Raw genomic sequence first — 21,501 nt, 5'->3', positions numbered from 1 at the left:
TTGTTTGACCGGTCTCTATGCCTACCCTGCGCTCCTTTTTCGTCGCGGCCCTGCTGGGCCTGAGTCTCACTGTCGGCCCGCTTTACGCCGCCGAACCGCCCTCCAGCGACGCCGTGCAGGCCAGCCTGGACAAACTCGCCGACAGCAAACTGCCGGATGCCGATAAGAAGGCCCTGCAGACCGTCCTGCAGAACACGCTCAATCAGCTGAACAATCAGCGTGATTACGAACAGAAACTGATCGATCTCAAGCAGCAACTGGCGACCGCCCCCAAGCAGACCATTGAAAACACTCGCGAGCTGGCCCGCCTCAAAGCCAACGCCGTGGTGTCGGTGGCGCAGCGTTTTCCCAAGGAGTCGATTCAGCAACTGGAGCAAATCCTCACCGATCGCTCGACTCAGCAAAGTGACCTGCAGAAAGCCCTCGCCGACGCTAACAGCCTGATCATCACTGCGCAGACTCGCCCCGAGCGCGCGCAAGCGGAGATATCCGCCAGCCAGACGCGCATCCAGCAGATCAACAACATCCTCAAATCCGGCAAGGACGCGGGTAAAACCGTCACCGCTGAGCAGCGCGACCAGTTGAACGCCGAACTGGCGGCGCTGAATGCGCTGATCCCGCTGCGTCGTCAGGAGCTGGCCGGCAATAGCCAGCTGCAGGATCTGGGCAATGCTCAGCATGACTTGCTTTCGGAGAAGTCCGATCGCCTCGACCGCGAGATCCAGGAACTGCAAACCCTGATCAACCAGAAGCGTCTGGCGCAGTCGCAGGAAACCGTTACCCAACAGTCGATCGAAGCGCAGAAGGCCGGTAGCAGCAGTCTGCTGGCCATCGAAAGCACGGCGAATCTCAAGCTCTCCGACTACCTGCTCAAAAGCACTGACCGCCTCAACGAAGTCACCCAGCAGAATCTGCAGACTAAACAACAGCTCGACAGCCTGACCCAGAGCGATTCAGCGCTGGACGAGCAGATCAGCGTGCTCAAGGGCAGCCTGCTGCTGTCGAAGATTCTCTACAAACAGAAACAAGCCCTGCCACGTCTCAAAGTCGACCGCGATCTGGCGGATCAGATCGCCGACATTCGCCTGTGGCAATTCGACGTCAGCCAGCAGCGTGAGCAACTGAGCAATCCGGCCGCCTATGTCGACAACCTGCTATCGACGCAGCCGCCGGAGCAGGTCACCCCGCAATTGCGCAAAAACCTGCTGGATCTGGCCAACACCCGCGCCGATCTGCTGGAGCGGCTGAACCGCGAACTGAGCGCCATGCTCAACGAGTCGATCACCCTGCAACTCAATCAGAAACAACTGCTGAGCACCGCGCAGGGTCTGCGTGCGACGCTCGATGAGCAGATGTTCTGGATTCCAAGCAACAAGCCGCTGGATCTGGAATGGATGCGCGCGGTGCCGGAGCGCCTGAAACGCCAGGTCGACACCTTGCCATGGGCATCCAGCCTCAGTGAACTGACTGACGGCCTGACTCAGCGACCGTTGTTGTTCCTGCCCTTGGCCTTGTTGATCGGCGCCCTGCTGTGGCGGCGCAAGAATCTGTACGCGCGGCTTAACAAGGTTCACCAGGACATCGGTCACTTCAAGCGTGACAGCCAATGGCACACCCCGCAGGCGATCCTGATCAATATTCTGCTGGCGATGCCGGTGGCGCTGGGCCTGGCGCTCTGCGGTCTGGCGTTGCAAATCGATGCCCGTGGACAGAACGCCAATATGGGTGCGGCTTTGCTGCAAATGGGTCAGGCGTGGCTGGTGTTCTACACCGCTTACCGGATTCTGGCGCCGGGCGGCGTGGCGGAACTGCACTTCCGTTGGGAAAAGCCGCAGGTCGAGTTCCTGCAAGGCTGGATCCGACGACTGGGCCTGGTGGTCATGGCGCTGGTGACCATTGTTGCCGTCGCCGAATTGCAGCCGGCCGCACTGGCAGACGACGTGCTCGGCATGCCGGTGGTGCTGACCTGCTATGCCCTGATGGCCTGGCTGCTCAGCCGCCTGCTGATCAGCAGCCCGGCCCACGAAAACACTTCGCTGTTCCGCAAAGCCGTCGGCGTGATGTTCACCCTGCTGCCGATCGCGTTGTTCGTGGCGGTGTGCTTCGGCTACTACTACACCGCGCTGAAGCTCAGCGACCGCTTGATCAACACCCTGTACCTGCTGATGTTCTGGCTGGTGATCGAAGCCACCTTCGTGCGCGGTCTGAGCGTTGCCGCGCGACGTCTGGCCTACCAGCGTGCCCTGGCCAAACGGCAGGCGGCGAAAGAGGCCGGCGACGGCGAAGCGGTGATCGAAGAGCCGACGCTGGACATCGAAAAGGTCAACGAACAGTCCCTGCGCCTGATCCGTCTGGCGCTGCTCGGCGGCTTCATCGCGGCGCTGTACTGGGTCTGGTCGGATCTGATTTCGGTGTTCTCCTACCTCGACAACATCACTCTCTACGAATACACCAGCGGCACCGGCGCCAACATGAGCATGGTGCCGATCAGCATCGGCGACATGCTCGGCGCGCTGATCATCATCGGCATCACCTTCGCCCTCGCGCGCAACTTGCCCGGTCTGCTCGAAGTGTTTGTGCTGTCCAAGCTCAATCTCGCTCAGGGCAGTGCCTACGCGACCACGACGTTGCTGTCGTATGTGATCGCCGGTGTCGGTTTCGTCTCGACCCTGTCGACCCTCGGCGTGAGTTGGGACAAGTTGCAATGGCTGGTGGCGGCGCTGTCGGTGGGCCTCGGTTTCGGTATGCAGGAGATCTTTGCGAACTTCATCTCCGGCATCATGATTCTGTTCGAACGCCCGGTGCGAATCGGTGACACCATCACCATCGGCAACCTGTCGGGCACGGTGAGCAAGATCCGCATCCGCGCCACGACCATCACCGACTTCGACCGCAAGGACATCATTGTCCCGAACAAGACGTTCATCACCGGGCAACTGATCAACTGGTCGCTGACCGACACCATCACCCGCGTCACGCTGAAACTCGGCGTCGATTACGGCTCGGACCTGGATCTGGTCAAGGAACTGCTGCTCAAGGCTGCCCGCGAGAACCCGCGCGTGCTCAAGGAACCCGAGCCGCACGTGTACTTCCTCAACTTCGGCGAAAGCACCCTCGACCACGAGTTGCGCATGCACGTGCGCGACCTCGGTGACCGCAACCCGGTGCTCGATGAGGTCAACCGCTTCATCAACCGTGAGTTCAAGAAGCAGCACATCAACATCTCGTTCCGCCAGATGGAGGTTTACCTGAAGAACCTTCACGGTCAGGAATACAAGATGGTGCCGATCGAGCCGGAAACCAAAACCATCGTGCCGATCGCCGACGATCAGAAACCGCTGCAAGAGCCACCGCCGGCCAAACTCGACTAACCGGTTTATTCCCAGCAGAATGCTCGGACATTCTGCTGGAGCCGGCCCTTGAAAGCCCTCGACGAACTGACCTTCGACAATCGCTTCGCCCGCCTGGGCGATGCGTTCTCCGCCCATGTGCTGCCCGAGCCGATCGATAATCCGCGTCTGGTCGTCGCCAGCCCGGCGGCCCTGGCCTTGCTCGATCTCGATCCGGCCGCAGCCGAAACTCAGGAATTTGCCGAACTGTTTGGCGGCCACAAGCTGTGGGCCGATGCCGAACCGCGGGCAATGGTCTATTCCGGGCATCAGTTCGGCGGCTACACGCCGCAACTTGGTGACGGTCGGGGCTTGCTGCTCGGCGAGGTCTACAACACTGCCGGCGAGCATTGGGACCTGCACCTGAAGGGCGCCGGACAGACGCCGTTTTCGCGCATGGGCGACGGCCGGGCGGTGCTGCGTTCGTCGATCCGCGAGTTTCTCGCCTCCGAAGCGCTGCACGCGCTGAATATCCCTTCTTCGCGCGCGGCCTGCGTGATCGGCTCCGACACCCCAGTCTGGCGCGAAAAGCAGGAGCGCGCGGCGATGGTGCTGCGCCTGGCGCCGAGCCACATCCGCTTTGGCCACTTTGAATACTTCTATTACACCAAACGCCCCGAGCAGCAAAAGCAGCTCGGCGAGCACGTGTTGGCCATGCACTTCCCCGAGTGCCTGGAGCAACCGGAACCGTATCTGGCGATGTTCCGTGAAATCGTCGAGCGCAACGCCGAGCTGATCGCCAAATGGCAGGCTTACGGCTTCTGCCACGGCGTAATGAACACCGACAACATGTCGATCCTCGGCATCACCTTCGACTTCGGCCCGTTCGCCTTTCTCGACGATTTCGACGCCAACTTCATCTGCAACCATTCGGATGATCAGGGCCGTTACTCGTTCAGCAATCAGGTGCCGGTCGGCCAGTGGAACCTAAGTGCGTTGGCTCAAGCGTTGACGCCGTTCATCAGCGTTGAAGCCCTGCGCGAAACTCTCGGTTTGTACTTGCCACTGTTTCAGGCGCACTACCTCGACCTGATGCGCCGCCGTTTAGGCCTCACCACAGCTGAAGATGACGACCAAACACTGGTGGAAAACCTGCTGCAATTGATGCAGAACAGCGGCGTTGATTACACGCTGTTCTTCCGCCGACTCGGTGCAGAGTCCGCCGTAGAAGCCGTCGCCCGTTTGCGCGACGACTTCATCGACATCAAGGGCTTTGACGCCTGGGGCGAACGCTACATCGCCCGCGTTGCCCGCGATGGCGACGCCGATCAGGAACAGCGCCGCACCCGCATGCACGCGGTCAATCCGCTGTACATCCTGCGCAACTATCTGGCGCAAAAGGCCATCGATGCGGCAGAGCAAGGGGATTACTCGGAGGTACGCCGGCTGCATGCAGTGCTGAGCAAACCGTTTGAAGAGCAGCCGGGGATGGAGGCTTATGCCGAGCGGCCACCGGAGTGGGGCAAGCATTTGGAGATCAGTTGTTCGTCTTGAACCAGCATCAGGTAAACACATCGATTGGCACATTGAAGCGCTCTGCCAACCAACGAATCTGGCGCAAGTTAAGCTTGCGCTTGCCGTTCAAAATCTCCGAAACAACCGACTGAGTACCAACACCCGGCAAGTCGCTCTGAGTCAGGCCGTGCTCACGCATCATGTAACCGAGAACCTCTTCGCCACTTGCCTGGGCCATGGGGTGATGGGTGTGATCCCATTCTTCGATCCAGTCACCGATGATGTCGACCAAGCTCATCAACGGGTGCGACTCATCATCGCCGGTAATTTCCAGCAGTTCGTCGACTGCCAATACCAAAGCATCGTAGTCGTCTTCGTTTTTCGGTTTCCGAACCACTGGAGAGACAAATTCCCAGTGCTCGACAACCGTTTTAATCAAAGCATTCATACCCTACCCTCCTTCCATTTACCGCGGTCATATTCGCGGTGATCCATCACATGCTTTATGTAGAGTCTCTGAGAGCGGTAACTGACAAAAGCAATCAGTCTCAATTTATTGCCACCGATATCGAAGACATGAAACTCGCCAACCTTGTCGGTCGCAGGAAATATCGATTTCATCGCAGAAAAATCCTTTGGATAAATTCTGCTCGCCAAACGAAACCACTGCGCCAGAGCACTTGCTGCTTGTGGCCATTGCTCCTTGGCCTGTCGAATGGGTTTTTCACTGAACACATGCATGCAACATCCTTATCGCATTCTGCTATGGGGAGTTAATCACAAACCAAAAATATCGCAAGTTGCGATAACACTAGGCAGACCAATGGATTGGCCTGCTGCGTCTTCAGCCTAGGCACAACGCGAGAGCCTGCACGATTGAAAATATGAGCAAACGTCTCCAACTAGGTGTTATCAGATCAATTCCGGATTTCGCTCATGACCACCCCACTCCTCATCCCCTGCCCCTCCTGCAACGGCCTCAACCGCATCCCCGCAGAGCGCCTCGCCGACCAGCCCAAGTGCGGACGCTGCAAATCCGCCGTGCTGCTGAAAAAACCCTTCGAACTCAAGCAAGGCGATTACGCCAGTCAGATCAAGGGTGATCTGCCGTTGCTGGTGGATGTCTGGGCGGACTGGTGTGGGCCGTGCAAGTCGTTTGCGCCGGTGTTCGAGCAAGCGGCGGCGCAGTTGGCGGGTAAGTGCCGCTTGGCCAAGCTTGATAGCGAAGCGAATCAGCAGTTGTCGGCGCAGTTGGGGATTCGCTCGATTCCGAGTCTGATTCTTTTCAGGAACGGCCGGGAAGTGGCGCGGCAGAGTGGTGCGTTGCCGTTGCCGCAGTTGATGGCGTGGCTGCGTAGCCAAGGCATCTGACACACCGTAAAGCAATGTAGGAGTGAGCCTGCTCGCGATAGCGTCCTGTCAGCCAACACTTGAGTGACTGAAAGGATGCTATCGCGAGCAGGCTCACTCCTACAGGGTTCTGCGTAGCTCAGAAGATCAGTGATCTTCGAGCAAGTTGTGCAGTTCGACGAATTGCTGGGTCAGCTTATGGCGCGGGTCGAGGTGGATCAGCGGCATGCTGGCCTGATGCGATTCGCGCATGCGCACCGAACTGGTCAGGTACACCGGCAGCACCGGTAGACCTTCGGCAATCAGCTCATCGAGAATCTGCTGCGGCAGGCTCGCCCGGGCTTGGAACTGGTTGACCACAATGCCTTCGACTTCCAGGCCTTCGTTGTGGTCGTCCTTCAACTCCTCGATCTCCGCGATCAGGCCGTACAGCGCCTGACGGGAAAAGCTGTCGCAATCGAAAGGGATCAGCACGCGATCCGCAGCAATCAACGCCGATACCGCATAAAAATTCAGCGCCGGCGGCGTATCAAGATAAATCCGGTCGTAATCCTCGGATAGCTCATCGAGCAACTTCCGTAGTTTGTTGATCTTGTGTTTGGCCTCGAGCTTGGGCTGCAGGTCGGCCAGCTCGGCGGTGGCGGTAATGATGTGGAGGTTGTCGAACGGCGTTTCGTAGATGTCCGCCTGATTCTTCTTCGAGAACGGCCCGGAAGACAGGGTCTGCTTGAAGAAGTCGGCAATACCCATCGGAATGTCGTCGCCGGTGAGCCCGGTCAGATACTGAGTGGAGTTGGCCTGGGCATCGAGGTCCACCAACAGCGTGCGATAACCCTCGCTGGCGCTGACCGCCGCCAGATTGCAGGCAATGCTGGACTTGCCTACCCCACCTTTCTGATTGAACACCACGCGCCGCATGACAAAACCTCCGTGTATCAAAGAATGACCGAGTGTAGATGCGCGCGACCTCGCTTCGCTACCTTCATGGACATGGACTACAGAGTCAGGTGCAAATATCCGCGGACAGATAGCGCAATAACCGCCATTGATCGCCGAGATCCCCGACAGACAAACCGCTGGGAATCTGGATAATGGCAAATTGACAGCTCTCTTGCGAACCGTTCGGTACATTTCGTTGCGCAAAATGTAACCAGCATTTGCTACACACTCGTCGCACCGGGATAATGCGCGCCACCCGGCGCCAAGCGCCACGTCAAGCCTGCTGCGGCTTTGGCGATTCAACGCGTCAACAAAAGCCTGCAGGGGCGGGATGAATGTCCGTGATCAACTTCAACATCGCCCAATGGCGCGCGTGGGCCCCTGGCCTCGACAGCGTGGACGCCTGGCAGGCCTGGAGCCGACAACCGGTCGTGCTCCAGCGCAGTGATGCCGCGCCCGATGTGTCGTTTTTGCCGGCCATGCAGCGCCGCCGCCTCAGTCGTCTGGCACGCATGGCGTTCAGCGTTGGCTGGCCCCTGGCCGACGGGCGGGACAGCCTGCCGCTGGTGTTCGTCTCGCGCCACGGTGAAACCCCACGGACTTACGACATCCTCAGTGATCTGGCGACCGAACAGCCGCTGTCGCCGACCCAGTTCAGCCTGTCCGTACATAACGCGATCATCGGTCTGTGGTCGATCATGCGTGGCGAAACCAGTGAGATGACCGCCCTCGCCGCGGCCGGCGACGGCCTTGAGCACGGCATGCTCGAAGCAGCGGCGCTACTCAATGAAGGCGCCCCGGCGGTGCTGTTGGTAATCACCGAAGAACAACCGCCCGAAGCCTATTCAGCGTGGATCGATGACGTGCCGTTTCCCTACGCACTCGGCCTTTTGCTCACCCCCGGTACCGACTGGCGGCTGACCCTGAACAGCACCACAGAAACACGGTCAAAAGCTCACTGGCCCCACGCGCTCAATCTGTTGCAAACCCTGCTCGGCCAGCAAACCCATTGCCAACATGCCTGGAAAAATCGTGTATGGACCTGGCAACGCAACCCGTGACCGAAAAAAACCGCGATGCCTATTACTGGCGCCTGCTGGCCACCGCCGCAAGCTTCGCCCTGTTCGGGCTTGGCGGGCTGTGCCTGCGTGTGCTGGTGTTTCCGCTGTTGGCTTGCCTGCCCGGTGACGCCGTTGCGCATCGCCAACGTGCGCGGCAGACCGTCAGCCGGCTGTTCTGGTTTTTCGTCCGGTTCATGGCCCGCACCGGTGTGCTGACCTATGACATTCAGGGCGCCGAACGTCTCGGGCGACCCGGACAGATGATCATCGCCAATCACCCGTCGCTGATCGACGTGGTGTTCCTCATCGGTCTGGTGCGCCAGGCCAATTGCGTGGTGAAGAAAAGCCTGTGGGAAAACCCCTTCACCCGTGGCCCGTTGCGCAGCACTGAATACATCAGCAACGACGGCAGCATGGACATGCTCGATGCTGCCGCCCAATCCCTGCAAAACGGCCAGACCCTGATCATTTTCCCGGAAGGCACGCGCACCCAGCCCGGTCAGGCGCCGGCCTTTCATCGGGGCGCTGCGGCGATTGCCCTGCGCGGTGCGAAAATCCTCACGCCGGTGATTATCAAGGTCAGCCCGACCACATTGACCAAAGCCGAACCCTGGTACCGGATCCCCAGCCGCCGCGTGCACTTCAGTTTTCGCGTCGGGGCCGATATAGACCCACAAGCCTTCGCCGCGCAAGGCCCTGCACCGCAAGCCTCGCGCAAGCTCAACGATTATTTGCACTCATATTTTATTAAGGAGCTCGCCGAAGATGAGCGATCTGAACACCCCTAGCCTGGTGCGTGACATCAAACTGCTGATCATCGACGCCCTCGGCCTCGAAGACATCAGCGTCGACGACATCGAAGACGAGCAAACACTGTTCGGCGAAGGCCTGGGCCTGGATTCCGTCGACGCGCTGGAACTGGGTCTGGCCATCCAGAAAAAATACGGCATCAAGATCGATGCCGACGCCAAAGACACCCGTAACCATTTCACCAACGTGGCCAGCCTTGCGGCGTTCGTCACGGCAAAACAGGCAGCTTGAGACCGGACCATGCAAACTCGTGACGATATTTTCAACACCCTGCGCGATGCCTTGGTCGAGCTGTTCGAACTGGATCCGGCCCGTGTGAGCCTGGAATCCAACCTGTATCAGGATCTGGAAATCGACAGCATCGACGCGGTCGATCTGATCGATCACATCAAGCGCCAGACCGGCAAGAAAATCGCCGCCGAAGAGTTCAAATCGGTGCGTACCGTCGGCGACGTGGTCGAGGCGGTCTACCGTCTGGTTCAACCGGCCGCATGAGCCGATTGATCGGCCTCGGCCTGCTGCTGGCCGGTCTGCTGTACCCCTTTGCGGTGTATTTCGGCATGGAGCATTTTGCCCCGTGGCAGTTCGGTCTGCTGCTGGGCAGCCTGTGGCTGGCGCGAGCGCTGACCGGTGAACGTAAACCCGGCAGCCTGTGGATGGCCTGTGTGGCGATCGCCTTTTGCCTGCTGCTGGCGCTGTTCGACAGTCCGCTGTTGCTGCGTTGGTACCCGGTGCTGATCAGCGGCTTCATGCTGGTGCTGTTCAGCCTGAGCCTGAAATACGGCCCGCCGATGGTGGAGCGCCTGGCGCGCTTGCGTGAGCCAGAACTACCGGATATTGCGATTCGCTATACGCGCAAGGTCACCGTGGCCTGGAGCGTGTTTTTCTTCTGCAACGGTTTATGCGCCGCCCTGCTGACCCTGTGGGCGCCGCTGAATTGGTGGATGTTGTACACCGGCCTGATCTCCTATGGATTGATCGGCCTGATGTTTGCCATTGAATGGCTGATACGACAACGGGTAAGAGGCCGTACATGAACTGGATAAAACTTGAGCAGCTGTTGCTCAAGCCTGTGCCGGCGCGGGCCATCAGCCACGCACCGGCCCTCGAACATGCGCAACTGTGCGAGCAGGCGCTGAGCGTTGCCGCCGGTCTGCAAGCGCAAGGCGTGAAACGTCTGGCTGTGCACCTGGAAGATGCCGCCGAACTGGCCATCGCATTGCTAGGTGCATGGCGTGCAGGTGTGAGTGTTCTGCTGCCCTCGGACCTGCAAGCGCAAACCCGCCAGCGCTGGTCGGCTGAGGTCGATCTGTGGCTGACGGATCAAGCCGATGACGCGCAACTGAGCGACGTTCAGCAGCCGCCGCTAGCAGGCGCCGCACTGGACCTCGACCAGTGCCGCCTGAGCCTGTGCACGTCCGGCTCCAGCGGCGAGCCCAAGCGCATCGACAAAACCCTGCGCCAACTGGCCAACGAGGTCGAAGCACTGGAACAGTTGTGGGGCGCGGATCTCGGTGAGGCCTGCATCATCGGCAGCGTCGCCACCCAGCATATTTACGGTTTGCTGTTTCGCGTGCTGTGGCCGCTGTGTGCCGGGCGCCCGTTTGTGCGCAAGCAACTGGCGTTCCCCGAAGACTTGCAGCGTGCCAGCCGCGAACATCCAGCCTTTGCGTGGGTGGCCAGCCCGGCGTTACTCAAACGCATGGGCGACAACCTCGACTGGCCGGCCCTGAGCGCCGTGCGCCGGGTGTTTTCCTCCGGCGGTGCGTTGCCGGTCGAAGCTGCGCAAAGTCTGCAGCAACGCTTGCAGCAATGGCCGACGGAAATCCTTGGCAGCTCGGAAACCGGCGGCATTGCCTGGCGTCAGGGCCAACTACTGTGGCAACCGTTCGCCGGTGTCCAACTGAGCCAGGACAGCGACGGCGCCCTGCTGATCGCCTCACCTTACTTGCCTGCCGGGCACGTCGAGCACACCGCTGACGCCGCGCGCATCGGCATCGATGGCCGCTTCGAACTGCTCGGACGGCTGGACCGGATCGTCAAACTGGAAGAAAAACGCATCTCGCTGCCCATGCTTGAGCAAGCCTTGGTTGACCACGACTGGGTCGCCGAAGCGCGCTTGGGCGTGGTCCAGGAAAATCGCGCCTCTCTCGGTGCTCTACTGGTGCTCAGCGAGGCCGGCCTGTTTGCCTTGCGTGAGCACGGTCGCCGCAGCCTGACCGAAACCCTGCGCCAGCATTTGCGCCAACACTGTGAAGCCCTGGCTTTACCGCGACGTTGGCGGCTGGTGCGGCAATTACCGTTGAACAGCCAAGGCAAACTGCCGCAGGCCGATATCGAAGCGCTGCTGATGGCCCCGCGAGCGAAAGCGCCGGAAGTGCTGTCGCAGGTCGAGACCGAGGGTGAATGGAGTCTGCAACTGAGTGTGCCGCCGGACCTGGCTTATTTCAGTGGTCACTTCCCTAAAGCCCCGGTATTGCCCGGCGTGGTGCAGGTGGAATGGGCACTGAACCTCGGTCGCCAACTGCTCAATCTGACCGGTCCGTTTGCCGGGATGGAAGTGCTGAAGTTCCAGCAATTGGTGCGGCCTGGGGATGAAATTCAGCTGCACCTGCGCTTTGATCCTGAGCGCGGCAAATTGTATTTCGCTTATCGCAATGACACGGCGACCTGTTCCAGTGGGCGGATTCTTTTGGGTGTAGAGCATGGTTGACCTTGGTGAGTGCTGCGCACTCAATCGCGAGCAGGCTCACTCCTACAGGGATCGCGGTCTTCCAGTGGAGAAAACGTATGCATAACCCTTGCGCCGTGATCCCGGTCTACAACCACGAAACTGCGATCGGCACCGTGGTCGACGCCCTGCTCGCGCAAGGCCTGCCGTGCATTCTGGTGGACGACGCCAGCACGCTCTCTTGTGCCAGAGTGCTCGACGCACTGGCCGAGCGCGACAACGTGCATCTGGTACGCCTGACCGCGAATCAGGGCAAGGGCGGCGCGGTAATGACCGGTTTGCGCGAAGCCTCGCTGTTGGGCTTCAGCCATGCGCTACAGGTTGATGCCGACGGCCAGCACGACTTGCACGATGTGGAGCGTTTTGTCGCCGAGTCCCGTGCCCATCCCGAGGCGATGATCTGCGGTTATCCGCTGTTCGACGACAGCGTGCCGAAAGGTCGTTTGTACGCGCGCTACCTGACCCACGTGATGGTCTGGATCAACACGCTGTCGCTGCAGATCCGCGATTCAATGTGTGGTTTCCGTGTCTATCCGCTCGCCCCGACGCTGGCGGTGATTGATTCGGCGAAAGTCGGCAAGCGCATGGATTTCGACTCGGACATTCTCGTGCGCCTGTCGTGGCGCAATCAGCCGATGCGCTGGCTGCAAACCAGCGTGCATTATCCGCTGGACGGTGTGTCGCACTTCCGTCTGTTCCATGACAACGCACTGATTTCCAGCATGCACACACGGCTGTTTCTCGGCATGTTGCTGCGCTTCCCGGTGATCCTCTGGCGGCGGTGGCGAACATGACCGGCGAAGCCGACAAAAAGCACTGGGCTGACCGCGAAGAGCGCGGCAGCTTCCTGCTGATGAAATTCACCGCGTTCGCCGCCAAGGTCCTGGGCCGACGCCTGCTCAGCCCGTTGCTGTACGGCATCGTCCTGTACTTCTTCCTGTTTGGCCGCACCGCGCGACACAGCGCCTGGCAATACCAGCAACGCCTGGCCGCATGGAGTCAGCGCGACGTGTTGCGCCCGACGCATTGGCGGGTGTTCGGCCAGTTCATGGCATTCGCCGATTCGATGCTCGACAAGCTCGACGTGTGGAACGGCAAACTGCGTATCGAACAAATCGAAATCATCGACCCGGCCCTGCTGCGCAATCAGTTGCGAGGCAGTCGCGGACAACTGCTGGTCGGCGCGCACCTGGGCAATCTGGAAGTATGTCGCGCACTGGCGGAGATCGGCGAAAAGGTCACCATGAACGTGCTGGTACACACCAAGCACGCCGAGCAATTCAACCGTTTGCTGGGCGAGGCCGGGGCGACCAATCTGCGCCTGATTCAGGTCAGCGAACTCGACCCGGTGATCATGCTGCAACTGCACGAACGCCTGGAGCGCGGTGAGTGGCTGGCGATTGCCGGCGACCGCGTCCCCCTGCATGGCGGGCGCAGCGTAACCGTGGACTTTCTCGGCCATCCGGCGCCGTTCCCACAAGGCCCGTGGCTGCTCGCCGGCCTGCTCAAATGCCCGGTCAACCTGTTGATGTGCCTCAAGCAACCGGACGGCCACTATCGCCTGACTCTCGAGCCCTTCGCCGATGCCGTGGTGTGGAAGCGCAGCGAGCGCGAGCAGGTCATTCATCAGTGGGCCACCCGCTATGCGCAGCGCCTGAGTCACTATTGCCTCGAAGCGCCGCAACAATGGTTCAACTTTTACCCTTTCTGGAAGACCGATGACGACGCCAACCCATGAGCCGGTAACCTTCGGCGAACGCCCTTTGCGCATCGAAGACGTGCTGGCCCTGGCCAACCGTCAGGCGCCCGTGCAATTGCAGAGCGACGCCGACTATCGCGAGCGCATCGCCAAGGGCGCGCGGTTCCTCGATTCGCTGCTGGACAAGGAAGGCGTGATCTACGGCGTGACCACCGGTTACGGCGATTCCTGCGTGGTCGCGGTGCCGCTGCATCACGTAGAGGCCCTGCCGCGTCACCTCTACACCTTCCACGGTTGCGGGCTGGGTAAACTGCTCGACGCGCAAGCCACCCGCGCGGTGTTGGCGGCGCGTTTGCAGTCGTTGTGCCATGGCGTCTCCGGGGTGCGCGTGGAGTTGCTGGAGCGTCTGCACGCGTTCCTCGAATACGACATCCTGCCGCTGATCCCTGAAGAAGGCTCAGTCGGCGCCAGCGGTGATCTGACGCCGCTGTCCTACGTCGCTGCAACGCTGTCCGGTGAACGTGAAGTAATGTTCCGTAGCGAACGTCGCCAGTCTGCCGATGTGCATCGTGAACTCGGCTGGACACCGCTGGTACTGCGCCCGAAAGAAGCGCTGGCGCTGATGAACGGCACCGCCGTAATGACCGGTCTCGCCTGCCTCGCTTTCGCCCGTGCCGACTATCTGTTGCAACTGGCCACGCGCATCACCGCGCTCAATGTGGTCGCGCTGCAAGGCAATCCAGAGCACTTCGACGAACGTCTGTTCGCCGCCAAACCACATCCAGGGCAAATGCAGGTCGCCGCGTGGCTGCGCAAGGATCTGGCCATCGACGCGCCGACCGCACCGCTGCATCGCCTGCAGGATCGCTATTCGCTGCGCTGCGCACCGCACGTGCTCGGCGTGTTGGCCGACAGCCTGAACTGGCTGCGTTCGTTCATCGAAACCGAGCTGAACAGCGCCAACGACAACCCGATTATCGACGCCGAAGCCGAGCGCGTTTTGCACGGCGGGCACTTCTACGGCGGCCACATCGCGTTCGCCATGGACAGCCTGAAAAACCTCGTGGCCAACGTCGCTGACCTGCTGGACCGCCAGCTCGCGCTGCTGGTCGACGAGCGTTACAACCACGGTCTGCCAAGCAACCTCTCCGGTGCTCCGGCGGATCGAGCGATGATCAACCATGGCTTCAAAGCCGTGCAGATCGGCACCAGCGCGTGGACCGCCGAAGCGCTGAAAAACACCATGCCGGCCAGCGTGTTCTCGCGCTCCACCGAGTGCCATAACCAGGACAAAGTCAGCATGGGCACCATCGCTGCTCGCGATGCGATCCGCGTGCTGGAGCTGACCGAACAGGTCGCTGCCGCGACATTGCTCGCCGCCAACCAGGGCGTGTGGCTGCGTGCTCAAGCCGAAGATGCCCGGCCGTTGCCGCCATCGCTGGCGGCGATGCACGTAGAACTGGCCAAGGATTTCCCGCCGGTGATCGAAGACCGCGCCCTGGAAGGCGAGCTGCGTCTGTGCCTGCAACGCATCGCCGCGCAACACTGGAGGCTGCATGCGTAGCGCCGGAGTGCTTCACGCCGACACGGAAATCCTCGTACCGTTTTTCGACGTCGACACCATGCACGTCGTCTGGCACGGCCATTACGTCAAATACCTCGAAGTGGCGCGTTGCGCGCTGCTCGACAAGATCGGCCACAACTACACGCACATGGTCGAGGCCGGTTATGCCTGGCCGATCATCGACCTGCAACTGCGCTACGTGCGTGGCGCGGTGTTTGGTCAGCGCCTGAATGTGCGCGCCAGTCTGGTCGAATGGGAAAACCGTCTGAAGATCAATTACCTGATCACCGACCTGCACAGCGGCGAACGCCTCACCCGTGCCAGCTCGGTGCAGGTTGCCGTCGAAGTGAGCAGCCGCGAGATGCAACTGGCTTCACCGAAGGTCTTCACCGATGCCGTGGAAAGGATGCTGCGATGAATGTTTTTGTTAAAGGCTTGAGTGTACTGGCGCTGCTAGTGATGTCCTCTCTGGCCAACGCCTTCGACCTGCAACAACTGAGCGAGCAACTGGCGAAACCGGACGTGATCCACGGTCAGTTCATTCAGGAAAAACACCTGCGTGCATTACCGCAGCCGCTGATCAGCAAGGGCAGTTTTGTTCTGGCGAAAAACCACGGCCTGCTCTGGCTGCTGAAGACCCCGCTGCAACAGGACTACCGCATCACCGCCAAGGGCATCGCCCGGCGTGACGGCAACGGCTGGCAACTGCTGCCGAACAAGAGCGCCGGGGCCGAGCAGAACCGCTTGTTCCTCGCCGTGCTGCAAGGCGACAGCAGCGGCCTGCAACGCGACTTCGAACTGGCCCTGAGCGGCGACGCACAGCAGTGGAAACTCACGCTGACCCCGCGCTCGCTGCTGCTCAAGCAAGTATTCAACCAGATCAATATCGACGGCGGCACGCTGGTGCAGACCATCGAACTGCTGGAAACCCAGGGCGACAGCACGGTGCTGCGCATGCAGGACAGCACCGCCGGGCAACCGTTGAACGACGCGGAGCAACATGACTTTGCCGAGTGAACGCAGGCTGCCCTGGCTGTTTCTGATTCTGCTGCTGGCGGTCGTCGCTCTGGCCGGTTGGCAGTGGCGTGACGGTGCGCCATTGTCGGCGAACCTGATGGAACTGGTGCCCGGCACCCACCCCGACGCCCTCGAACAGCGCGCCGAGCAGCGCATGCAGGAACCGCTCAACCGCGAAATGCTGGTGCTGGTCGGCCACGCCGACCGCCAGCTAGCGGTGGCCATGGCGCAGACGCTGGGCGAGCAATGGCAGGCCAGCGGGTTGTTCGAAAAGGTGCAGTGGAACCTGCAAGCAGACCTGCCAGCGCTGCGCACACAACTGCTGCAAGGGCGACTGGCGATGCTCTCGGCGGATGACCGGCAACTGCTGATCGAACACCCAGACGCATTCATTCAACAACGCGTGCAGGCCCTGTTCGATCCGTTCAGCGGTTTCAGTCTGGTGCCGAGTCAGGATGACTGGCTGGGCCTGACCGGGCGCATTCAGAACAGCCAGCCGCAGCACGGTTCGGTGCAACTGGACATCGGCAGCGGCGCGTTGATTGCCGATGCGGACGGCAAGAGCTGGGTGCTGCTGCGTGCACGCACCACCGGCAATGCTTTCGACATGGACCTGCCGCTGCAAGTCGCGGCATTGCTGCAAGCCAGCCGCGAGCAGGCGGCGAAATCCGACGTGCAATTGCTGGCCGCCAGCGGCTTGCTCTACGCGGCCAATGGTCAGCAGCAAGCCACGCGCGAAATGACCTGGGTCGGTGGTGGTGCGACGGTCGGCATTCTCTTGCTGCTGTTGCTCGCTTTCCGCCGCTGGCGCGTGTTGCTGGCGTTCGTGCCGGTGCTGGTCGGCATGTTGTTCGGTGCGGTGGCGTGTGTGGCGCTGTTCGGCCACATGCATGTGATGACGCTGGTGCTCGGCTCCAGCCTGATCGGCGTGGCCGTGGATTATCCGCTGCACTATTTGTCGAAGAGTTGGAGCCTGAAGCCTTGGCGCAGTTGGCCGGCGTTGCGTTTGACGCTGTCCGGGCTGACCCTGAGCCTGATCACCAGCGCCATCGGTTATCTGGCACTGGCGTGGACGCCGTTCCCGGCGTTGACGCAAATCGCGGTGTTCTCCGCCGCTGGCTTGCTCGGCGCCTATTTGTCGGCGGTGTGCCTGTTGCCGGCGTTGCTGAAAAACGTCGAACTACGCCCCGCGCAATGGCCGCTGCATCTGGCCGAGCGCATGGTCAACCTGCGCGAAAAACTCCTCGAACGCGTACGCACGCCGGTGTTGCTGGCACTACTGATCGCCTTCTGTGTGGGCGGTCTGGTGCAGCTGCAAAGCAAGAATGACATCCGCCAATGGGTCGGCGCACCACAACATCTGACCGACGAAGCGCAGGCCATCGCGCGCATCACCGGCTATCAGCCGACCAGCCAGTTTTTCCTCGTGCGCGCCGACAATCAGCAGCAATTGCTCGAGCGTCAGGCCGCGCTGAGCGAGCGTCTGGAGCAACTGGTCAACCTCGACAAGCTGCAAGGCTATCTGGCCCTCGATCGACTGGTCAGCCCACCGAACCAGCAAGAACAGGTACGTCAGGCACTGAACAAACTGCCGCAATACTGGCAGCCACTGCTCGACCTCGGCGTACCGCTCGCCGCGCTGCAAACCGAACTACAGCAATTGCAGGCCGTGCCCGCCGAAGACATCGACGCGGCACTGGCCGGTCCCCTTGGTGAGCCTTATCGCACGCTCTGGCTTGGCCCCAGCGAAGACGGCGTAGCGGCAATGACCAGTCTGCAAGGCCTGAACAACCCGGCACTGTTGCGCGTGCAGGCGCTGGATTTGCCGGGGGTGACGCTGGTCGATCGCCTCGGTGAGTTGAATGAAGTCTTTGCGGCGACGCAAATCAGCGCCGCAGAACTGAAACTCGCCTCCTGCGCACTGATCGTGCTGGTGCTGATGCTGCCCTTTGGTCTCGGCGGCGCGCTGCGCATTGTCGCCCTGCCTCTGCTCGCTGCGCTGTGCAGCCTGGCCAGCCTTGGCTGGCTTGGTCAGCCGCTGACCCTGTTTAGCCTGTTCGGCTTGCTGCTAGTGACGGCGATCAGCGTTGATTACGCGATTCTCATGCGTGAACAAGTCGGCGGCGCGGCGGTGAGCCTGCTCGGCACCCTGCTGGCGGCTGTGACGACGTGGCTGTCGTTCGGTTTGCTGGCGGTTTCCAGCACGCCGGCGGTGAGCAACTTCGGTCTGTCGGTGAGCCTCGGTCTGGCGTTCAGCTTCATGCTCGCACCGTGGGCGGGGCGTCACGAACACACCGCGACAGTCGTGGAGCCGGCAGCATGATGGTCGTCGCCTTCTGGTTCATGGCCCTGGCGTTGTTCGCCGTGGCCACTCGCATCGGGCGCCACTTCGGTCTGATTCCGATTGTCAGTCAGTTGCTGCTGGCGAGCTTCGGCTTGCCGCTGCTGATGTACTTCTGGATCGAACCGGGCTGGCAGCTCAGTGGCGCGCAACTGATTGCGCCTGACTGGCTGAAAAACCTCTACAGCCTGAGTTTTGCCCTGCTGCTCGGGCATATCCTCAGTGATGTGATCGATCTGAAACTCGATCGCCAGAGCGTGAAAATCGCTGTGCCGAGTTTCCTCGTGCCGTTTGCCTGTGGCCTGGCCGCTGCCTATTGGCTGCTGCCGGCGCAACCGTGGCTCAACTCGCTGGCCATCGGCCTGGTGTTCGCGATTACCGCGATCCCGGTGCTGTACCTGTATCTGCGCCACATCGATTATCCGCCCGCCGCCACTCGCCGGTTGGTGCAGACCGCGATCCTCATCGATCTGACCTGCTGGACGTTGTTCGGCCTCGCCCAGGGCAGTCTGCATCTGAGCAGTCTGCTGCTGCCGCTGGCTCTCGCCCTTGTGCCGTTGCTGTTGCATCTGTTGCGTGCGCGTCGACCGCTGACCTACAGCCTCGGTTTCTTTGCGCTGTTGGTAATGGCCGAGCACTACAAACTCAACGCGCTGATCTTCGGCATCGGCTACCTGCTATGCATGGCCGCGCTGAAAGTGCCGCTGGTGCTGCCATTACCGGCGCGCTGGATGAGCCGTTTGCAGACGTGGCTGGCGATCCCGCTGATCCTGACGTTCGGCATCGTCCAGATCGACGTGCACAGTGCCCTCGCAAGCCTTGGTCCGCTGCAATGGGCGGCGCTGTTGCTGTTGCCGATTGCCAGTAAACTGCTCGGCAACTGGCTCGGCCTCGGCTGGGCCGGCGCCTCGTTCGAAGGCGCCAGCCGCTGGCGCGAAAGTGTGCTGCTGAATATTCGCGGCCTGAGCGAAATCGTCTTTCTCAATTTGTTGTTGCAACAACAGCTCATCACCCCGGCGCTGTACTTCGCGCTGATGCTGATGGGCCTGATCGCGACGCTGCTACCGGCCCTGATCGGCCTGCATCGCGCGCCATTGAATCTGCAACATCCTTTGCCCCGGAGCTCACGTGCCAATCGTTGAAATGGAATCCCGTCAGGTCGTGATCATCGGCGCCGGTCCCTCCGGCGCCATCGCTGCGGCGTTGCTCAAGCGCAAGGGCCACGATGTGCTGGTGATCGAGCGCCAGCATTTTCCGCGCTTTTCGATCGGTGAAAGCCTGCTCAGCCATTGCCTGGATTTCGTCGAAGAAGCCGGCATGCTCGACGCCGTCAATGCCGCCGGATTCCAGCGCAAGACCGGCGCCGCATTCGCCTGGGGCGAGCGTTACAGCGCCTTCGATTTCGGTGACACCTTTACCGGCGGCAAACCGACCACGTTTCAGGTGCAACGCGCCGATTTCGACAAACTGCTGGCCGATCAAGCGGCGCTGCAAGGCGCGGAAATCCGCTACGGCGATGCCATCGTCAGCGTCGATTTCGACCGGACGAAACCGCACCTCGACGTGCGCCGTGAGGACGGCAGCGACTATCGCGTCGAAGCGGATTTCGTCCTTGATGCCAGCGGCTACGGCCGCGTGTTGTCGCGGCTGCTGGATCTGGAAGCGCCGTCGAACTTCCCGGTGCGCCAAGCGGTGTTCACCCACGTCGAAGATCACATCGACAACCCGGCGTTCGACCGCGAAAAAATCCTCGTCACCACCCATCCAGAGCATCGCGATGTCTGGTTCTGGACGATCCCGTTCAGTAATGGACGCTGTTCGGTGGGCGTGGTCGCCGCCGAGGAACATTTCAAGGGTCGCGACAACGATCTGGATGCCTGTCTGCGCAGCTTCATCGCCGAAACCCCGAGCCTTGCCGGCGTTCTGAACAATGCTGTGTGGGACACCCCCGCACGCACGCTCGGCGGTTACGCCGCCAATGTGAAATCCCTGCACGGGCCGGGCTTCGCCTTGCTCGGCAACGCGGCAGAATTTCTCGACCCGGTGTTCTCCTCCGGCGTGACCATCGCCATGCGCTCGGCGAGCATGGCGGCAGCGGTTTTGCACCGTCAGTTGCAGGGCGAAACCGTCGACTGGCAAAGCGAATTCGCTGAGCCGCTCAAGCGCGGCGTCGACACCTTCCGCTGCTACGTCGAGGGCTGGTACGCCGGCACCTTTCAGGACGTGATTTTTTATGAAGACAGCCAGGCGGAAATCCGTCGGATGATCTGTTCGATCCTCGCCGGCTACGCCTGGGATGAACGCAACCCGTTCGTCAGCGAAGCCCGCCGCCGCTTGAAGATGATTTCCGAACTCTGTGCAAAGGACGCCACATGAACTACTTGAGCGACAGCTACGTCGAGGAAACCCGCTTCGGTTTCTGGTTCCTGCGCAGCCACACCTGGCAGCACCATGTGTTGCGGGTGGCGATCAATGATTTGCGCGGTTTGTTCAGTGAAGCACTGCCGCAGAACCCGGTACTGCTGGACGCCGGTTGTGGCCAGGGCAAGTCGTTCGCTCATCTGCGCCAGACCTTTGCGCCACAGCGTTTGATCGGTGTTGATGCCGATCCGCACAGCCTGGAGTTGAGCGCTGAAGAAGCGACGCGTCTGGGCCTCGATGTAGAGCTGATCGGCAGTGATTGCGCGACGCTCAATGTGCCGGACGCCAGTGTTGATCTGCTGTTCTGCCATCAGACTTTTCATCATCTGGTCGAGCAGGAAAAAGCCCTCGCCGAGTTTTATCGAGTGCTGAAACCGGGTGGCTATCTGCTGTTCGCCGAATCCACCGAGGCTTACATTGATACGTGGGTGATCCGCTGGTTGTTCCGTCATCCGATGCATGTGCAGAAGAGTGCGGCGCAGTATCTGCAGATGATTCGTGGGCAGGGTTTCGAGTTTGCCGGGAAGAATGTCTCGTACCCGTATCTGTGGTGGAGCCGGTCGAAGGATTTCGGTTTGCTGGAGCGGTTTGGCTTACGCAAACCCAAGCCGTTCGGGCAGCGTGAGGAAACGCTGGTCAACGTGGTAGCGCGCAAGCCGCTGCAAGGTACTTTCTGATGCAAAGCTATCGACCTGCACACCCGAAACCCTGTGGGAGCTGGCTT

At 60.9% G+C, this 21,501-nt stretch carries 21 protein-coding genes; 18 read left to right on the top strand and 3 right to left on the bottom strand.

Going from position 1 to position 21,501, the window contains the following annotated elements; translation table 11 throughout:
* Positions 1-17 precede the first annotated feature (17 nt).
* Both mscK and selO read left to right on the top strand, forming a co-directional pair.
* Positions 18-3,371, top strand: coding sequence for a mechanosensitive channel MscK (gene mscK / locus ACOYXH_RS27960; protein WP_095125321.1), 3,354 nt, complete (start codon positions 18-20; stop codon positions 3,369-3,371).
* A 48-nt stretch (positions 3,372-3,419) separates the two neighbouring features.
* Positions 3,420-4,883: a protein adenylyltransferase SelO gene (selO, locus tag ACOYXH_RS27955; protein ID WP_460410119.1), complete on the top strand. Its 1,464-nt coding sequence runs from the start codon at positions 3,420-3,422 to the stop codon at positions 4,881-4,883.
* Positions 4,884-4,890: 7 nt separating this feature from the next.
* Here selO and ACOYXH_RS27950 read toward each other — a convergent pair whose 3' ends face one another.
* Positions 4,891-5,292, bottom strand: a complete 402-nt coding sequence (locus tag ACOYXH_RS27950; RefSeq protein WP_095047236.1) for a helix-turn-helix domain-containing protein — start codon at positions 5,290-5,292, stop codon at positions 4,891-4,893.
* The gene (locus ACOYXH_RS27945; RefSeq protein ID WP_095047235.1) at positions 5,289-5,585 is read right to left on the bottom strand and encodes a type II toxin-antitoxin system HigB family toxin; all 297 of its coding nucleotides are present in this window, start codon (positions 5,583-5,585) and stop codon (positions 5,289-5,291) included. Before ACOYXH_RS27945 ends, ACOYXH_RS27950 begins: the two co-directional genes overlap by 4 nt.
* 195 nt (positions 5,586-5,780) lie before the next feature.
* On the opposite strand from ACOYXH_RS27945, the gene trxC reads away from it, so the two are divergent.
* A complete protein-coding gene (gene trxC, locus ACOYXH_RS27940) occupies positions 5,781-6,215 on the top strand; it encodes a thioredoxin TrxC (RefSeq protein WP_460410118.1) in 435 nt (144 codons plus the stop codon).
* A 126-nt stretch (positions 6,216-6,341) separates the two neighbouring features.
* Here the strand turns inward: trxC and ACOYXH_RS27935 are convergent, their stop codons facing one another.
* Complete coding sequence (locus ACOYXH_RS27935) at positions 6,342-7,112, bottom strand: ParA family protein (protein WP_034152927.1); 771 nt, start codon at positions 7,110-7,112, stop codon at positions 6,342-6,344.
* Positions 7,113-7,468: 356 nt separating this feature from the next.
* On the opposite strand from ACOYXH_RS27935, the gene ACOYXH_RS27930 reads away from it, so the two are divergent.
* From ACOYXH_RS27930 to ACOYXH_RS27860, 15 genes are all read left to right on the top strand, one after another.
* Positions 7,469-8,194, top strand: a complete 726-nt coding sequence (locus ACOYXH_RS27930) for a beta-ketoacyl synthase chain length factor (protein WP_095047233.1) — start codon at positions 7,469-7,471, stop codon at positions 8,192-8,194.
* Entirely contained in the window at positions 8,170-8,982 is an 813-nt protein-coding gene (locus tag ACOYXH_RS27925) for a lysophospholipid acyltransferase family protein (RefSeq protein WP_095047232.1), read from the top strand. The genes ACOYXH_RS27930 and ACOYXH_RS27925 overlap by 25 nt, the downstream gene beginning before the upstream one ends.
* On the top strand, positions 8,960-9,235 hold the full coding sequence (locus ACOYXH_RS27920; RefSeq protein WP_093430104.1) for a phosphopantetheine-binding protein: 276 nt from the start codon (positions 8,960-8,962) through the stop codon (positions 9,233-9,235). Before ACOYXH_RS27925 ends, ACOYXH_RS27920 begins: the two co-directional genes overlap by 23 nt.
* A gap of 9 nt (positions 9,236-9,244) precedes the next feature.
* A complete protein-coding gene (locus tag ACOYXH_RS27915) occupies positions 9,245-9,499 on the top strand; it encodes an acyl carrier protein (protein WP_007909503.1) in 255 nt (84 codons plus the stop codon).
* Complete coding sequence (locus ACOYXH_RS27910; RefSeq protein ID WP_093430103.1) at positions 9,496-10,041, top strand: COG4648 family protein; 546 nt, start codon at positions 9,496-9,498, stop codon at positions 10,039-10,041. Before ACOYXH_RS27915 ends, ACOYXH_RS27910 begins: the two co-directional genes overlap by 4 nt.
* The gene (locus tag ACOYXH_RS27905) at positions 10,038-11,717 is read left to right on the top strand and encodes an acyl-CoA synthetase family protein (RefSeq protein ID WP_258709134.1); all 1,680 of its coding nucleotides are present in this window, start codon (positions 10,038-10,040) and stop codon (positions 11,715-11,717) included. The genes ACOYXH_RS27910 and ACOYXH_RS27905 overlap by 4 nt, the downstream gene beginning before the upstream one ends.
* Positions 11,718-11,794: 77 nt before the next feature.
* Positions 11,795-12,529, top strand: coding sequence for a glycosyltransferase family 2 protein (locus ACOYXH_RS27900; protein ID WP_220557426.1), 735 nt, complete (start codon positions 11,795-11,797; stop codon positions 12,527-12,529).
* Entirely contained in the window at positions 12,526-13,473 is a 948-nt protein-coding gene (locus tag ACOYXH_RS27895) for an LpxL/LpxP family acyltransferase (protein WP_095047229.1), read from the top strand. The genes ACOYXH_RS27900 and ACOYXH_RS27895 overlap by 4 nt, the downstream gene beginning before the upstream one ends.
* Positions 13,454-14,998, top strand: coding sequence for an HAL/PAL/TAL family ammonia-lyase (locus ACOYXH_RS27890; RefSeq protein ID WP_186621263.1), 1,545 nt, complete (start codon positions 13,454-13,456; stop codon positions 14,996-14,998). Before ACOYXH_RS27895 ends, ACOYXH_RS27890 begins: the two co-directional genes overlap by 20 nt.
* Complete coding sequence (locus ACOYXH_RS27885; protein ID WP_095047227.1) at positions 14,991-15,416, top strand: acyl-CoA thioesterase; 426 nt, start codon at positions 14,991-14,993, stop codon at positions 15,414-15,416. Before ACOYXH_RS27890 ends, ACOYXH_RS27885 begins: the two co-directional genes overlap by 8 nt.
* Positions 15,413-16,015 (top strand): outer membrane lipoprotein carrier protein LolA, encoded by a 603-nt coding sequence (locus ACOYXH_RS27880; RefSeq protein WP_095047226.1) that lies wholly within the window; start codon positions 15,413-15,415, stop codon positions 16,013-16,015. The genes ACOYXH_RS27885 and ACOYXH_RS27880 overlap by 4 nt, the downstream gene beginning before the upstream one ends.
* Complete coding sequence (locus ACOYXH_RS27875; protein WP_099757790.1) at positions 15,999-18,338, top strand: MMPL family transporter; 2,340 nt, start codon at positions 15,999-16,001, stop codon at positions 18,336-18,338. Before ACOYXH_RS27880 ends, ACOYXH_RS27875 begins: the two co-directional genes overlap by 17 nt.
* On the top strand, positions 18,335-19,498 hold the full coding sequence (locus tag ACOYXH_RS27870) for a cation:proton antiporter (protein WP_258709131.1): 1,164 nt from the start codon (positions 18,335-18,337) through the stop codon (positions 19,496-19,498). Before ACOYXH_RS27875 ends, ACOYXH_RS27870 begins: the two co-directional genes overlap by 4 nt.
* On the top strand, positions 19,485-20,732 hold the full coding sequence (locus tag ACOYXH_RS27865; RefSeq protein ID WP_095047223.1) for an NAD(P)/FAD-dependent oxidoreductase: 1,248 nt from the start codon (positions 19,485-19,487) through the stop codon (positions 20,730-20,732). Before ACOYXH_RS27870 ends, ACOYXH_RS27865 begins: the two co-directional genes overlap by 14 nt.
* On the top strand, positions 20,729-21,454 hold the full coding sequence (locus tag ACOYXH_RS27860) for a class I SAM-dependent methyltransferase (RefSeq protein WP_095047222.1): 726 nt from the start codon (positions 20,729-20,731) through the stop codon (positions 21,452-21,454). Before ACOYXH_RS27865 ends, ACOYXH_RS27860 begins: the two co-directional genes overlap by 4 nt.
* Positions 21,455-21,501: the final 47 nt, after the last annotated feature.

This window comes from Pseudomonas sp. Mb7, assembly GCF_054790525.1.
The sequence above is the reverse complement of the archived record's forward strand: the minus strand, read 5'-3'. Positions and strand labels throughout refer to the sequence as shown.

Excerpts from the sequence above, each read along its gene's own strand:
- mscK (WP_095125321.1), top strand. The coding sequence starts at position 18 with ATGCCTACCCTGCGCTCCTTTTTCGTCGCGGCCCTGCTGGGCCTGAGT.
- ACOYXH_RS27950 (WP_095047236.1), bottom strand. The coding sequence starts at position 5,292 with ATGAATGCTTTGATTAAAACGGTTGTCGAGCACTGGGAATTTGTCTCT.
- ACOYXH_RS27945 (WP_095047235.1), bottom strand. The coding sequence starts at position 5,585 with ATGCATGTGTTCAGTGAAAAACCCATTCGACAGGCCAAGGAGCAATGG.
- trxC (WP_460410118.1), top strand. The coding sequence starts at position 5,781 with ATGACCACCCCACTCCTCATCCCCTGCCCCTCCTGCAACGGCCTCAAC.
- ACOYXH_RS27935 (WP_034152927.1), bottom strand. The coding sequence starts at position 7,112 with ATGCGGCGCGTGGTGTTCAATCAGAAAGGTGGGGTAGGCAAGTCCAGC.
- ACOYXH_RS27930 (WP_095047233.1), top strand. The coding sequence starts at position 7,469 with ATGTCCGTGATCAACTTCAACATCGCCCAATGGCGCGCGTGGGCCCCT.
- ACOYXH_RS27925 (WP_095047232.1), top strand. The coding sequence starts at position 8,170 with ATGGACCTGGCAACGCAACCCGTGACCGAAAAAAACCGCGATGCCTAT.
- ACOYXH_RS27920 (WP_093430104.1), top strand. The coding sequence starts at position 8,960 with ATGAGCGATCTGAACACCCCTAGCCTGGTGCGTGACATCAAACTGCTG.
- ACOYXH_RS27915 (WP_007909503.1), top strand. The coding sequence starts at position 9,245 with ATGCAAACTCGTGACGATATTTTCAACACCCTGCGCGATGCCTTGGTC.
- ACOYXH_RS27910 (WP_093430103.1), top strand. The coding sequence starts at position 9,496 with ATGAGCCGATTGATCGGCCTCGGCCTGCTGCTGGCCGGTCTGCTGTAC.
- ACOYXH_RS27905 (WP_258709134.1), top strand. The coding sequence starts at position 10,038 with ATGAACTGGATAAAACTTGAGCAGCTGTTGCTCAAGCCTGTGCCGGCG.
- ACOYXH_RS27900 (WP_220557426.1), top strand. The coding sequence starts at position 11,795 with ATGCATAACCCTTGCGCCGTGATCCCGGTCTACAACCACGAAACTGCG.
- ACOYXH_RS27895 (WP_095047229.1), top strand. The coding sequence starts at position 12,526 with ATGACCGGCGAAGCCGACAAAAAGCACTGGGCTGACCGCGAAGAGCGC.
- ACOYXH_RS27890 (WP_186621263.1), top strand. The coding sequence starts at position 13,454 with ATGACGACGCCAACCCATGAGCCGGTAACCTTCGGCGAACGCCCTTTG.
- ACOYXH_RS27885 (WP_095047227.1), top strand. The coding sequence starts at position 14,991 with ATGCGTAGCGCCGGAGTGCTTCACGCCGACACGGAAATCCTCGTACCG.
- ACOYXH_RS27880 (WP_095047226.1), top strand. The coding sequence starts at position 15,413 with ATGAATGTTTTTGTTAAAGGCTTGAGTGTACTGGCGCTGCTAGTGATG.
- ACOYXH_RS27875 (WP_099757790.1), top strand. The coding sequence starts at position 15,999 with ATGACTTTGCCGAGTGAACGCAGGCTGCCCTGGCTGTTTCTGATTCTG.
- ACOYXH_RS27870 (WP_258709131.1), top strand. The coding sequence starts at position 18,335 with ATGATGGTCGTCGCCTTCTGGTTCATGGCCCTGGCGTTGTTCGCCGTG.
- ACOYXH_RS27860 (WP_095047222.1), top strand. The coding sequence starts at position 20,729 with ATGAACTACTTGAGCGACAGCTACGTCGAGGAAACCCGCTTCGGTTTC.